Annotated in this window: 9 protein-coding genes and 1 riboswitch; of the genes, 7 read left to right on the top strand and 2 right to left on the bottom strand. The window is 75.2% G+C overall.

The window, feature by feature from the left end; all coding sequences use genetic code 11:
- The first annotated feature begins 76 nt into the window (after positions 1 to 76).
- The 7 genes from ACH45N_RS11240 (at position 77) to ACH45N_RS11270 (ending at position 10909) form a co-directional block, all read left to right on the top strand.
- Positions 77 to 1354 carry an extracellular solute-binding protein gene (locus tag ACH45N_RS11240; RefSeq protein WP_397393625.1) on the top strand — a complete coding sequence of 426 codons (1278 nt, stop codon included), beginning with the start codon at positions 77 to 79 and terminating at the stop codon, positions 1352 to 1354.
- Positions 1355 to 1460: 106 nt separating this feature from the next.
- The gene (locus ACH45N_RS11245; protein WP_397393627.1) at positions 1461 to 4886 is read left to right on the top strand and encodes a GH92 family glycosyl hydrolase; all 3426 of its coding nucleotides are present in this window, start codon (positions 1461 to 1463) and stop codon (positions 4884 to 4886) included.
- A 473-nt stretch (positions 4887 to 5359) separates the two neighbouring features.
- Positions 5360 to 5471, top strand: a riboswitch (SAM riboswitch).
- A 381-nt stretch (positions 5472 to 5852) separates the two neighbouring features.
- Positions 5853 to 7013, top strand: a complete 1161-nt coding sequence (locus ACH45N_RS11250; protein ID WP_397393629.1) for an LLM class flavin-dependent oxidoreductase — start codon at positions 5853 to 5855, stop codon at positions 7011 to 7013.
- A gap of 38 nt (positions 7014 to 7051) precedes the next feature.
- The gene (locus ACH45N_RS11255) at positions 7052 to 7543 is read left to right on the top strand and encodes a rhodanese-like domain-containing protein (protein ID WP_397393631.1); all 492 of its coding nucleotides are present in this window, start codon (positions 7052 to 7054) and stop codon (positions 7541 to 7543) included.
- Positions 7540 to 8163: a GNAT family N-acetyltransferase gene (locus ACH45N_RS11260; protein ID WP_397393633.1), complete on the top strand. Its 624-nt coding sequence runs from the start codon at positions 7540 to 7542 to the stop codon at positions 8161 to 8163. The genes ACH45N_RS11255 and ACH45N_RS11260 overlap by 4 nt, the downstream gene beginning before the upstream one ends.
- Positions 8160 to 9560, top strand: coding sequence for an O-acetylhomoserine aminocarboxypropyltransferase/cysteine synthase family protein (locus ACH45N_RS11265; RefSeq protein ID WP_397393635.1), 1401 nt, complete (start codon positions 8160 to 8162; stop codon positions 9558 to 9560). Before ACH45N_RS11260 ends, ACH45N_RS11265 begins: the two co-directional genes overlap by 4 nt.
- Positions 9557 to 10909, top strand: coding sequence for an LLM class flavin-dependent oxidoreductase (locus tag ACH45N_RS11270; RefSeq protein WP_397393637.1), 1353 nt, complete (start codon positions 9557 to 9559; stop codon positions 10907 to 10909). Before ACH45N_RS11265 ends, ACH45N_RS11270 begins: the two co-directional genes overlap by 4 nt.
- 121 nt (positions 10910 to 11030) lie before the next feature.
- Here the strand turns inward: ACH45N_RS11270 and ACH45N_RS11275 are convergent, their stop codons facing one another.
- Positions 11031 to 12416, bottom strand: a complete 1386-nt coding sequence (locus ACH45N_RS11275) for an NtaA/DmoA family FMN-dependent monooxygenase (protein ID WP_397393639.1) — start codon at positions 12414 to 12416, stop codon at positions 11031 to 11033.
- A 10-nt stretch (positions 12417 to 12426) separates the two neighbouring features.
- Positions 12427 to 13653 carry an LLM class flavin-dependent oxidoreductase gene (locus ACH45N_RS11280; protein ID WP_397393641.1) on the bottom strand — a complete coding sequence of 409 codons (1227 nt, stop codon included), beginning with the start codon at positions 13651 to 13653 and terminating at the stop codon, positions 12427 to 12429.
- Between the last annotated feature and the right edge of the window lie 418 nt (positions 13654 to 14071).

A 14071-nucleotide genomic window follows, 5' to 3' on the forward strand; every position in this document is an offset into this window, starting at 1 on the left:
ACCCTGCCACCCGTAGGCTCGGCAGCGGCGACATCGACCCCAGACGCGACGCGGCCTCTGCCGGAAGGAACTGTCCATGATCATCACGAGGTTCGGGGCCGCGGCGACGGCCCTGGCCGTTCTGGGCGCCCTGGGCGGCTGCACCCTCGGCGGCGGAGGTGCGGCGGATCCGGACGGCGGCGCGCAGGACGTGACGGGCGAGGTCACGCTGCAGACGTGGTCGCTCAAGCCCCGCTTCACCGACTACGTCCAGGACGTCATCGCCGACTTCGAGCGGGAGTACCCGGGGACCGAGGTGCTCTGGCTCGACCAGCCCGGCGACGGCTACTCGGAGACGGTGCTCGCGCAGGCCGCCGCCGGCGAGCTGCCCGACGTCACGAACCTGCCGCCCGACTTCGCGCTCGCGCTGGCCCGCGAGGGCCTGCTCACCGACCTGACGACGGTCGACGACACCCTGGAGGACACCTACGTGCCCGGGGCGCTGGCCGCCTACCGGTACGCGGGCCTGGAGGGCACGTTCGGCTTCCCGTGGTACCTGACCACGGACCTGAACTACTGGAACAGCGCGATGTTCCAGGACGCGGGGCTCGACGCGGCCGTGCCGCCGACCAACCTCGACGAGCTCGTCACCCAGGCGCGGATCATGCACGACGCGACCGGCGCGTACCTCATGAGCCGCAAGCCCGGCGTGGGCGACTTCGCCGCGGCCGGCATCCCCGTGCTGTCCGACGACGGCACCGAGTTCACGTTCAACACCCCCGAGGCGGCCGCGCTGCTCGACGTCTACCGGGACGCCTACGCCGAGGGCCTCATGCCCGACGACGTGCTCACGGACGCCTACCTCGGCAACAGCCAGCTCTTCGCGGAGGGCAAGGTGGCCTGGTCGACGGGCGGCGGCAACTTCATCAACAGCGTGCTGGAGAGCAACCCGGCGCTGGAGGGCAAGATCACCTCCTCGCCGTACATGGGCGCCACGCCGCTGTACGTCCAAGGCCTGTCGGTCTCGAGCGCGTCCGCGAACCTGCCGACAGCGGTGGCACTGGCCCGGTACGTCACGAACGCCGTCAACCAGGAGGCGTTCTCGGCCGAGGTGCCGGGCGTGTTCCCGTCCACGGAGGCCTCGCAGGAGAACCCGGACCTCGCGCAGAGCGACGGCACGCCGCAGGGCGACGCCAAGGCGATCGCGTTCAGCAACCTCACCACGGCGCGGGTGCTGCAGCCCGTCGAGATCAGCGAGGCCATGACCACCGTCATCAACCAGCAGCTCGCGGCGGCGATCACGGGCGACAAGACGTCGTCGGAGGCCCTCGACGCCGCCGTCGACGAGTGCAACAAGCTGCTCGCCGACCAGTGAGACCAACCAGGGCGCCTCGCGCCCGCGACGAAAGGCCAACTGCAATCGTCCACGACTCCGACGTCGCCGCGCCCGCTGCGACGACAGCGCTGTCAGAGGCTCGCGCATGACCGGGCCCGCCCACGTCCCCGCCGGCCGGCCCGGCGCCGGCCTGACCAGCGAGCACGCCACCCGCGTGCGGCACCGCGGCGAGGGCCGCACCGTGCTGCTCGACGGGCTGGACGTCCCGGTCGAGGCCGGCACCGAGCTGCGCTACGCCGTCCTGCCCGTGCTCGACGAGAAGCTCACCTACCGCTCCACCTACGTGGCGCTCGACCTGCTGCTCGACGACGGCACGTGGCTCTCCGCGACCGACCCCGGCCGCGACCTGCTGGACCAGCACGGGATGCCCGCGACCGCCGTCGGGCAGGGGGAGGCCCGCATCCTGGTGCCCGACCACTGGAACCTGGTCCGCGTGGACCTGGGCCCCGTGGCCCGGGCGCTGCCGGGCCGCCGCGTGCGCGCGGCCGCCGCCGTGACCGCCGCGCCCGACCGCGGGCGCACCGAGGCGTGGTTCGACACGGTGTCGGTGGCGCCGCGCGTCGCGCGCACGGTCAACGGCCGTGCGGACCTCGTGGACACCCGGCGCGGCACCCACTCCTCGGGCGCCTACTCGCGGGGCAACAACGTGCCCGCGGCCGCTGTGCCGAACGGCTTCACGATGTGGGTCCCGCTCACCGACGCCGCCTCCGAGCGCTGGCTGTACTCCTGGGCCGCGCACAACGGACCGGACAACCGGCCGCGGCTGCAGGGCGTGGGCATCTCGCACGAGCCGAGCCCGTGGATGGGGGACCGCGACCAGCTCGCGTTCCACCTCGTGCCCGCGGGCTCGGCGGGCGCCGACGGCGTGCCCGACGCCGGCCTCGACGCCCGTTCGATCGGCTTCTCGCACGACGACGAGACCGCGCGGCCGCACCGGTACGACGTCGGCCTGGACGGCGGCGCGCGCGTGGCGGTCGCGGCGTCCGACCACGGCGGCGTGCTCCGGTTCACGTTCCCGCCCGGCGCCACGGCGGGGCACCTGCTGATCGACGCCGTGGGTGACTCCCGGGCGGACGGCCCGCCCGTCTCCGTCACCGTGCACGACGACGGCACGCTCAGCGGCTGGTCCGACCACGGCAGCCCGCTGTCGGTGGGCCGCAGCCGCATGTACGTCGTGGGCCGGATCTCCCGCCGGGTCCTGCGCACGGGCCGCGCCCGCGGGCGGGACCACGCGACGTACGCGACGGTGGCCCTGGAGGGTGCCTCCGCGGCGGGTCGCACCGTCGAGGTGCGCGTGGCGACGTCGTACATCAGCGAGGAGCTGGCCTGGCTCGCGCTGGAGCGCGAGGTGTCCGGGACGTTCGAGGAGGTCGCCGACGCCGCCCGCGCGCAGTGGGAGGAGCGCCTCGGCGTGCTCGACGTCGAGGGCGCCTCCGAGGAGCAGCAGGTCACGCTGTACTCGAACCTGTACCGGCTCAACCTGTACCCGTCGTCGTACACCGAGGTCGGGGCCGACGGCGCGCCCGTGCACGCCTCGCCCGTGCTCGACGGCGCCCCGGTGGTGCCCGGCGAGATGTTCGTCAACCACGGGTTCTGGGACACCTACCGCACCTGCTGGCCGGCCTACGCGCTGCTGTACCCGGAGGTCGCGGGCCGGCTCGCCGACGGGTTCGTGCAGCAGTACCGGGAGGGCGGCTGGGTCGCCCGCTGGTCGTCGCCCGGCTACGCGGACCTGATGACGGGCACGTCGTCCGACGTCGCCTTCGCCGATCTGTACCTGCGCGGCGTGGACCTGCCCGACCCGCTCGTGACCTACGACGCCGGGCTGCGCAACGCCACGGCGCTGCCCACCCGGTCCGGCGTCGGGCGCAAGGGCCAGGACTTCGCCCTCACGCACGGCTGGGTGCCGCGGGACGTCGAGGAGTCGGTGTCGTGGAGCCTGGAGGGCTACATCAACGACGCCGGGCTGGCCCGGATGGCGCAGGCGCTCGCGGAGGCCCCCGGGACCCCGGACGAGCGCCGTCGTTCCCTGCGCGACGAGGCCGCCTACCTGCGGCAGAGCGCGCTCGGGTACGTGCACCTCTTCGACGCCGCCACGGGATTCTTCCGCGGCCGCGCCCGGGACGGTGCCTTCGACCCGGCCCCGTTCGACCCGGACGCGTGGGGCGGCGACTACACCGAGTCCGACGCCTGGAACTTCCTGTTCCACCCCGTGCACGACGGTGCGGGGCTGGCCGCCCTGCACGGCGGGCGCGCCGGGCTGGAGCGGCTGCTGGAGCGGTTCTTCGCCGCGCCCGAGCGGGCCGACAAGCCCGGCAGCTACGGCACCCCGATCCACGAGATGTTCGAGGCGCGTGACGTGCGCCTGGGCCAGCTCGGGCAGTCGAACCAGGTGTCGCACCACATCGCCTGGACGTGGTCGGTCGCCGGGCGGCCGGACCGCACCCAGGAGGTCGTGCGCGAGATCCTGACGCGGCTGTGGACCGGCAACGACATCGGGCAGGGGTACCACGGCGACGAGGACAACGGCGAGATGTCGGCCTGGTACGTGCTGGCCGCCCTCGGGCTGTACCCGCTGGAGATCGGCTCACCGCGCTGGGCGGTCACGTCGCCGCTGTTCGACCGGGCGGTGGTGCACCGGCCCGACGGTGACCTCGTGATCGAGGCGCCGGGTGCGGCCGAGCGGGTGTACGTGGCGGGGCTCGAGGTGTCGGCTGGTGCTGGTGCTGGTGCTGGTGCTGGTGCTGGTGCTGGTGCTGGTGCTGGCCGGGTCGTGGTCGAGCCGTCGGTCGACAACGCCGACCTCGTCGGGGGAGCGACCCTCCGCTTCGCCCTGTCGGACGTGCCGACGCGCTGGGGTGTGCCCGCGGACGACGGCGAGCCGGCTGCTGCGGGTGCGGGTGCCGCGGTTGGTGCCGGCGCACCCGGTGCCGCTGGCGCAGGTACAGGCACCGACTCCGCGGGTGTCGCCGGCGCCGCCGTCGTCGGAGCTGATGCTGCCGGTGCGCTCCGGCCGGCGTCCGACCGGCCGTGGCGGCGTGCCGACGGCGGCTGGCGCGGCGCCGAGGGCGACGTCCTGCCGCACCTGACCGACGGCGACCTCACGACGTCGGCGGAGGTGGACGGCACCCTTGAGTGGGTGCCCGCAGCAGACGCCCCGGCAGGCGCGGTGCTGCGCGCCTACACGCTGACCTCGGGCCCGTCCCCCGAGACGGCGGCCTCGGAGTCGGCGGCGGCCTCGGAGTCGGCGGCGGCCTCGGAGTCGGCGGCGGCCTCGGAGTCGGCGGTGGCAGCGGCGTCGGCGGACGGAGCGGGGACGGGGCAGCCGCCGTCTGCCTGGCGACTGGTCGCGGCCGACGGCCGGGTACTCGACGAGCGGTCCGGCGAGGAGTGGCGCTGGCCCGGCCAGCTGCGTCCCTTCGTGCTCGACGAGCCCGTTCCGCTGACCGCCGTCCGGCTGGAGCTCGCCGAGCCGGCCGCCCTGGCCCAGATTGAACTCCTCCTGGACTAGCCGCACGCCGGAGTGCGCTTCTGCCCCGTCATTGCGCCCGAAACCAGCCTGGTTCCGGGCCCAATGACGGGGTAGAAGCGCACCTCCGTTCGGTACCCTCCCGCCTTCCGTGTGCTCCCGCCTTCCGTGCCCTCCGGCCTACCGCGCCCTCCGGCGTCGATGAGATCGGTCGGTTGCCTTGAAATCGGTCGGTTGCGTCGAGATCGGTCGATCGACCGACCGGTCTCGAGGCAACGGACCGAACTCATGGAGCGGCCACCGCAGCCGCCCGCCGCGCAGCCCGCCTGCCGCGCAGCCCGCCCGCCGCGCAGCCCGCCCGCCGCGCGCCCCGCCCGCTCCACGCCGGAGCCCCCAGGTCCCGGGATGTGAGATCTGGGCAAGGATCATTGACTTCTATGGGTTCCATTCGTATCTTCTGTGACATCGAGACCAACCGCACTTATCCGATCGGAGAGATGTAGAAAGCCTCGACAGGTCATGAGTTCCGACGCGAAGCCCCGGCTGGTCGGACGGCAACCCCCCGCGCGGGTGGGTGCCCCGGGTGAGGACCAGGTCCACCGCCGCCGGCGGATGACAACACGCGTCGCTCGCCGCTGGGCGAGCAGGTGAGGAGAACGACGATGACCCGGAGCGCTGCCCCCGCCGTCCACGTGTCCCTGCCGACCCGGAACGTCACCGTGCGGGCTGGTGCTGCCCCGCGCGAGCACATGTGTTGTCGCTGACCCCGACAGCCCCGACGCGCTGACCGGCCGCCACAGGCGCCACCGGCCCGCCGCCCGGACCTCCTCTCGGCGTCGCACGCCGAGCCCCGGCCGCCTCCGGCCCTCACGTCCCTGACCGGACGCCTCACTCCTGCCCTCTGGCAGCCACGCTCCCGGGCGACCCCTGGACGCCGTCGCGCACCCTGCGCGCCGGCCGGGTCCCCCGGGCGCCGTCGCGCAGCCGCAGCCCGAACGGAGCCCCGCCGTGCCGTACCCGTCGCAGCCCACGTCCCTCGCCTCCACCTCCTCCCGTCCCGTCGTGCTCGGCGTGGACCTCACCTCCGCCGGAGCCCGTCCGGGCGCGCACCGTGCACGCGGCCCGGTCGCGCCGCGCCCGTTCGACGGCGAGCGGTTCCTGCACCTCGTGCGGACCGCCGACCGCGGCCTGCTCGACTTCGTCAGCCTCGACGAGGGCTTCCTGCTCCACCCGGGCCGCAGCCAGGTCACGGGGCGGCTGGACACGGCCGTCGCGGCGGCCCGGGCCGCGCGGGTCACGACCGGCATCGGGCTGGTCGCCGCCGTCGACACGGTGCACGTCGAGGCGGCCCACGCCGCCGTCGCGCTGAGCAGCATCGACCGCGCGAGCAGCGGCCGGGCCGGCTGGCAGGCCGTGCGGCAGAGCAAGCTCCCCGAGGCGGACGACGCGTGGGCCGGCCGGGTCGAGCTGGGCATCCGCTCCGTGACCCAGGTGTGGACGGGCCGTCCCGGCAGCGGGGCGGGCGCGGTCGAGCTCGACGCCGAGGGCCGGTTCCGCGTGGACCACGACGGCATCCGGTTCGCCGTCCGGGGCCGCCCGGCCGCCGGCACGGACGACGCCCTGCCGCAGACGCCCCCGCCCGTCGTCGTCCGCGTGCGCTCCGAGGCGAGCGCGGCGCTCGCCGGCCGTACCGCCGACGTCGCGCGGATCACCGTCACCGACGCCGCGCACGCGGTGCGGCTGCGCCGGCTCGTGCGGGACTCAGCGCTGTCCGCCGGGCGCGACCCCGAGGAGCTGCGCGTGCTCGCCGAGGTCTACGTGGTGCTCGCGCAGGAGCGGGCCAGTGCGCGCGCACGCCTCGAGCTCGTCGAGGCCCTGGAGGGCACGGCGGTCATGGGCGACGGGCTGGTCGTCGCCGACACGCCCGACGAGCTCGCGACCCTGATCGCCGACTGGACCACCGTCGGCGCCGTCGACGGGTTCCTGCTGCGGCCGTCGTCGCTGAGCTCCGACCTCGACACGATCACCGACCACCTGGTGCCCGCGCTCCAGCACGCGGGCCTGTTCCGCACCGAGCGGACGGCGACCACGCTGCGCGGCTCGCTCGGGCTGTCGGACGCCGAGGCCGCCGAGCGGGCGCTGCCCACGGGCCGGCTCCTGAGCGCCTGACCATCCGACGAACCACGCACCACCCGGAGGAGACCACCATGACCACCCCTGAGCCGCAGACCCCCGAGCTGCACACCCCCGAGCCGCAGACCCCCGAGCCGCAGACCCCCGAGCCGCAGACCCCCGAGCTGCAGACCCCCGCAGCCGCGGGCGCCAAGGTCGCCGCCGGCGCCCTGCTGATCGACGTCCGCTCGGCCGCGGGCCGCGCCTCGGCGGGCGAGATCCCGGGCGCCACGCTCGCCGACCGCACCAACCTGGACGCGCTGTTCGGGCCGTCCGACCACCCCGCGATCACCCTCGACACGCCCGTCGTGGTCGTGTGCGGCTCGGTCAACGGCTCCGGCCCCGTCGCCGAGGCGCTCGCGGCCCGCGGCTACACGAACGTGTCGCACGTCGACGGCGGGTTCCCCGCGTGGAAGGAGGCCGGGCTGCCCGCGACGGAAGCGGCAGACCAGCCGGCGACCGAGGCGGACCAGCCCGCGACCGCCGGGGCAGACCAGCCCGCGGCGGCGCCGAGCGCGGCGCCATGACGATCGCGCACGACGTCCGGGCGGCAGGTTCGGGCAGCGGCACGGTCGGCGGCACGGCGAGCGTCGTGGTCCGGCGGGTGCGGGACGACGAGCACCGGGCCGTCGCCGAGGTGCTCGTGACCGCCTACACGCACGACTTCGAGATCAGCGACAGCTACCGTCACTCGCTCGGGGCGGTCAGCCGCTGGGCGAGCGAGCACGAGGTCTGGGTCGCGGTACCGGCCGGCGAGGCGGGTGCGGGCGACGCCACGCGGGTGCTGGGTGTCGTCGTCACCCCGGCGCTCGGCGGGCCGGCGCTGTCGGCGCTCGCCCAGGACGGCGAGCTCGACTTCCGCCTGCTCGCCACGCACCCCGACGCCCGCGGGGGCGGCGTGGGCGAGACGCTCGTGCGGCACGTGATCGGGCTCGCGCGCGACCGCGGCGCCCGCCGGGTCGTCATGAACTCCGGCGACCAGATGCGTGCGGCCCACCGCCTCTACGAGCGGCTCGGCTTCGGGCGCCTTCCCGAGCGCGAGACGCGCGTCGTCGAGACGAAGCAGGGGCCGACGCGCCTGCTCGCCTTCGGCCTCGACATCGCCGACACCGACGCCCCGGCCGACACGCGGGACGGTCGGCCATGACCGGCTTCGCCACCCGGCAGGTGCACGCGCGCAGCACGGGGCGGGACGACGCCGGGCGTGCCACCGGCGCGGTCGACGTCGTCCCGTCCGACTCCGCGCCGTCGGCCCGCGTGGTCCCGCGGGCCACGCCCGTCTACCTGACCGCAGGGTTCGAGTTCGAGGAGTGGGAGCAGGCCGCCGGGCACTTCGGCGCGGGCGAGGGGTTCGCCTACACGCGCACCGGCAACCCGACCACGGCCGCCGTCGAGCAGCGGATCGCCGCCCTGGAGGGCGGCACCGACGCCCTGTTCCTGGCCAGCGGCCAGGCGGCCGTCACCGTCGCCCTGCTCGGCCTGGTGGAGGCCGGCCAGCGCGTGCTCGCCGCGTCCAGCATCTACGAGGGCACGCGCGGGCTGCTCCTGGAGAACCTGCCGCGCCTCGGCATCGAGGCCGACTTCGTGGACGACGCCGCCGACCCCGCCGCCTGGGAGCGCGCGATCCGCCCCGAGACGCGCGTGCTGTTCCTGGAGTCGATACCGAACGCGCGCAACGACCTGCCCGACCTGGCGGCGGTGGCCGACGTCGCGCACGCCCACGGGCTCGTGCTCGTCGTGGACAACACGCTGGCCACGCCGTACCTGCTGCGGCCCATCGAGCACGGCGCCGACGTCGTGGTGCACTCCGCCAGCAAGTTCCTGGCGGGGCACGGCTCGGTGCTGGGCGGCGTCGTCGTCGACTCCGGGACGTTCGATCCGCGCGCCGCGGGCGCGCTCTACCCGCACCTCGTGGCGCCCAGCCGCACGGGCGGGCCGAGCGTGGCCGACCGGCACGGCGGGAACGCGCGCCTGGCGTACCTGCGCGAGACCGTGGCGCCCCGGTTCGGCCCCACGCCGTCGCCGCTGAACGCGTTCCTCGTGGGCCAGGGCATCGAGACCCTGTCGCTGCGGGTGGCACGGCAGAGCGCCGCGGCGCTCGAGGTCGCGCGCTGGCTGGCGTTCCGCCCGGAGGTGGCGTCGGTGGACTACTCCGGGCTGGACTCCAGCCCGTCGCATGCGCTGGCCAAGCGGTACCTGCCGGACGGTCAGGGCTCCGTCTTCACCTTCACGCTGCACGGCGGGGCCGCCGCTGCGCGGGCCCTGGTCGAGGCCGTCCAGGTCTTCACGCACATGACCCACATCGGCGACGTCCGCTCGCTCGTGCTGCACCCCGCCAGCACCAGCCACGTGCTGCGCACGCCCGCCGAGCGGGCCGCCGCGGGCGTCCACCCCGGGACGCTGCGCCTGTCCGTCGGCATCGAGGACCTGCCCGACCTGCTCGCGGACCTCGACCGCGGCCTCAGGTCGGCGGACGAAGCCGCCCGGAACGCCGCGGCCGGCACACCCGACGCGAACAGCACCCCACGCAAGGAGACACCATGACCCGCCGGCAGCACCTCGGCTGGTTCCTGGCCCGCGGCTTCGGGCCGCACGGCTGGGGCCACGACTACCTGGACTGGAACTACGACTGGACCCGGCCCGACCTCTACGTCGAGTCGGCCCGCGCCCTGGAGCAGGCGGGCGTGGACCTGCTGATCATCGAGGACGCCCCGTCGCTCGGCAGCCCGGAGACCATCGACCTGCGCGTGCGGCAGGCGTTCGGCGGCCCCAAGCACGACCCGCTGCTGCTGGCCCCGTACCTGTTCGCCGCGACGCAGCACCTCGGCGTCGTGCCGACGGTCAACCCGGCGGCCGTGCTGCCCTACACCGGTGCGCGGCAGCTCGCGACGCTCCAGCACCTGTCGGGCGGACGGTTCGGCCTCAACCTGGTGACGGACACGGGCAGCGCGCGGCACTTCTCGGACGCACCGCCGCTGGGGCACGACGCGGCGTACGACCGCGCCGAGGAGTGGCTCGACGGCGTCCGCTCGCTGTGGCGCTCCTGGGACGACGGCGCGCTGGTCGCCGACCCGGGCGCCGTCGGGCCGGGCGGTGCGCGGACCGGGGGCCGGTACGCGGACGGGCGCCTGCTGCGCCCGGTGCGGCACCGCGGCGAGCACTACGCGTTCGACGGCCCGCTCAACGCCCTTCCGTTCGCCGGCGGGGCCGACGGCGAGCCCGTGATCGTCTCGCCCGGCGGCTCGGACCGGGGGCTGGCGTTCGCCGGCGCGAACAGCGACGTCCAGCTCGCGCTCGCACCCTTGACGGAGCGCAGCGTGCGCGACTACCGGGCCCGGGTGCACGCCGCGGCGCGCGCGTCCGGCCGGGCGCCGGAGCACGTCAAGGTGCTGTTCGCGATCAAGCCCGTGCTCGTGTCCAGCCCGCAGGAGGCCGACCGCCTGGTCGCGGCGTCGGCGGACCCGGACGACGGCACGCTGCTGCGCATCGCCGAGCAGCAGTCCAGCGACCTGGAGACCGACCTGACGGCGCTCGGCCTCGACAAGCCGCTACCCACGGGCCTGTTCGGCGACCACGTCTCGCACGGGTCCATCAAGCGGCTGGTCGGCGAGCACGACCTCGCGACCACGCCGCTGCGCGTGCTGCTCGGTGGGCTCGCCCGCCTGGGCCGCATCGCCGACCGCTCGGGCTGGGTGGGCACCGCCGGCGAGCTTGCCGACCTCATCGAGGAGCTGGGGGAGTGGGGCAACGACGGCGTGCTGCTGTGGGGTGACCTGCACCCCGTCACCGTGCACCGCACGCTCGACGAGCTGGTCCCGATCCTGCGCCGCCGCGGCATCCTGCGCACGGAGTGGGCCGACGGCGGCCTGCGGGCCAACCTCCGCGCGTTCTGACCGGGGTCGGCCCGTCTCCGCGGAAGTGCGCTTCTACCCCGCCATTCGGCCCGAAACAGGCTCGTTTCGGGCCGAATGGCGGGGTAGAAGCGCGCTCTCCGGGGCGGCCGCGGCAGACCGGCTACGCCGCGCCGACGGCGGCCGTCGCGCGGCGGGTGAGCGGGGCGCGCAGCCCCAGGTGCTCGCGCAGCGTGGTCCCCGTGTACGACGTCGGGTAGGCGCCGCGCTCCTGCAGCTCGGGCACCACCCGGTCGACGATGTCGTCCAGGCCGGACGGCACGATCCACGGGCTGATGTTGAACCCGTCGACGGCCCCGGTGCGCACCCAGCGGATCAGCTCCTCGGCCACGGCGGACGGCGTCCCCTGGAACCCGCGCTCGCTGCTGTTGCGGACCACGAGCTCGCGGATCGACAGGTGCTCGGCCTCCGCCAACGCCCGCCACCGCGCCGCGATCTCGCGGGTCCGCGCGCCCGTCGTGGCCGAGCCGCGCTCGCCGCCGAGCTCCTCGACCACCGGGTCGTGCGCGGGCAGCGGGCCGTCCGGGTCGTAGCCCGACAGGTCCTCGCCCCAGATGTTGCCGACGATCGAGAGCGCCGTGGCCGGGGTGACCTGGTTCCAGCGCACCCAGCGGGCCTTCTCCTCGGCGTCGGCGGGCGTGTCGCCCACGATGACGCCGGTGCCCGGGAAGATCTTGACGTCGTCCTCGGGGCGGCCCGCGGCCACCGTCCGGCGGCGGATGTCGGCGGCGAACTCCAGCGCCTCGGCCAGCACCGAGCCGTGCCGCGAGAAGATGACGTCCGCGTTGGCGGCCGCGAAGTCCCGGCCCTGCGGCGAGTCGCCCGCCTGGAAGATGATCGGGTGCCCCTGCGGGCTGCGCGGCGTGGTCGGGTCGAGCTCGACGTCGAACAGGTCGCTGTGCGCGGACACGTGCGCGACCGCCCCGCTGAACGCGTCGCTGCCGCCCGTGTCCGGGAAGGCGTCCCAGATCTGGCGGGCGACGTCGAGCTGCCCCTGTGCCCGGTCGTAGCGCAGGGCGTGGTCGAGGTAGCCGCCGCGGCGGAAGTTGGCCCCGGTCCAGGCGTTGTCCGTGGTCACGACGTTCCAGGCGGCCCGGCCGCCGGAGAGCACGTCCAGGCTCTGCAGCCGCCGGGCCAGGTCGGCCGGGTCGTTGTACGTGGTGTTCTGGGTGGCGACCAGGCCGATGTGCGTGGTGATCGCAGCCAGCGCGGCGAGCTGCGTGATCGCGTCCGGGCGGCCCACCACGTCGAGATCGTGCAGGACGCCGCGCGACTCCCGCAGCCGCAGGCCCTCACCGAGGAAGAACGCGTCGAACAGCCCGCGCTCCGCCGTCCGGATCACGCGCTCGAAGGTGGCGAAGTCGGTCTGCGACCCGGACTCCGGGTCGGACCAGATCGTGGTGTGGTTGACACCCTGGAAGAAGACGCCGAAGTGCACCTGGGCGTCGGGGCGGGTCACGGGGTGATCGGTCACGGGCAGGTCGGTCATGGCGGTCTCCTCAGGCGCTGGCCGCGTCCGCCGGGACGCGGGTGTCGTAACGGTTGGCGGGGCGCGGCAGCCCGAGGGACTCGCGCAGCGTGGCACCGGCGCGCGGCGGCGCCGTGAGCCGGGCGGCGCGCAGGGCGGGCAGCACGTCGCGCGCGAGCACGGGCAGGTCGACGTCGAGGACGGCGGGCAGCAGCCGCACGCCGTCGACCGGGCGGCGTCCGTCCGGGCCCGGGGTGGCGAGCTCGGTGAGCAGGGCGACCAGCCCGGCGGCGTCGCCCGCGTAGCGCAGGGCGCGCGTGTCCCACGGCGAGCGGACGCCGGCGGGCGTGCTGGCGTCCAGCACCGCGAGCCGGTCCGCGCCGGTGCGGCCGCCGGCGTCGAGCACCACCTCGAGGTCGACGCCGGCCAGCGGCGAGTGCTCGCGCGCGGCGGTCGCGTTGCCGCGGGCCGTGCCGACCCCGGAGCCGCCGACCAGCGCGACGTCGACCAGGCGCTCGGCGCTGTCGCCCCTGCCTGTCCCGGAGCCGGTCCCGGTCCCGGACCCGCTGTCGGTGCCGGACCGGCCGAGCGCCGCCGGCACGTCGCCGTCGGCGGCCAGCACCACGAGCTGACCCTGGGGCGGCCGGGGCGTGATGAGCGGGCCCTTGACCGAGAAGGTCTCGCCGACGAAGTCGACGTGGTGGATCCGGTCGCGGTCGACGTACCGCCCGGTGGCGACGTCACGGATCACGGCGTCGTCCTCCCACGAGTCCCACAGGTCCCGGACCACCCGCACGACGTCGCGCGCCTCGCGGGTCACGTCGCCCACCACGGGGCGGCCGTAGGCGTCGGCCGTCGCGGCGTCGCGCGTGACCGCGGTGAGCCAGCCGGCGCGGCCGGCCGCCGCGATGTCCAGCGACGCGAGCTGCGCCGCGACGTGGAAGGGCTCCGGGTAGGTGGTCGGCACCTGCGGCACCAGGCCGATCGCCGTCGTCGTGCGGGAGACGAAGGCGGCGCGGGTGACGGACTCCAGGCGGGCGGACGACGGCGAACCGGGGACCGCCGGGAGCAGCGCGTCCGTGAAGGAGACGAAGGTGAGGCCGGCGTGCTCGGCCTGCCGGACCGTGCGGGCCAGCCGGGCGCCGGACACGAGGTCGGCGCCCGCGAGGCGCGCGACGACGGCGGCCGCCGGGTGCGCGCCCGCGCCGTCGGCGTCGAGCCCGACGAAGAAGGGCGAAGGGGGCTGTGGAGCGGACAAGAGAACCTCCGATGTCGTCGCGGCGCACCCCCGCGGACCTGCCGCGGACGCCGACCGCGCGCAACATAGCCCCGCTCGCGCCGCGCGCAATGGCCCTGCCGGATCGTCTCGCCATCCGGTCGCCGTTCACCCGCCTCCACACCCCACACGCCCGCCGGACGATGTTGACCACAGCAGTTGCTGCCAGAGATGAGTGCACTCTGGCAGTAACTGCTGTGGTCGACACCGACGGGCGTGGCGCGGGCGCGGGAATGAGACGGGAAAAAATCCGACGAGTCAACCAATCCGGCAAAGAGTCCATATAGTGGGCGGGCGGCGTCCGCAGCCCTGTCACCGGGCGCGACAGCGCCGCGGTCCTCCTGTCCGGGGAGTGAGACGGCGAACTGGGGCATTGACGCAGGACGCGCGACGTGAGTGT

Source organism: Promicromonospora sp. NPDC019610 (assembly GCF_044389365.1).
GTDB lineage: Bacteria > Actinomycetota > Actinomycetes > Actinomycetales > Cellulomonadaceae > Promicromonospora.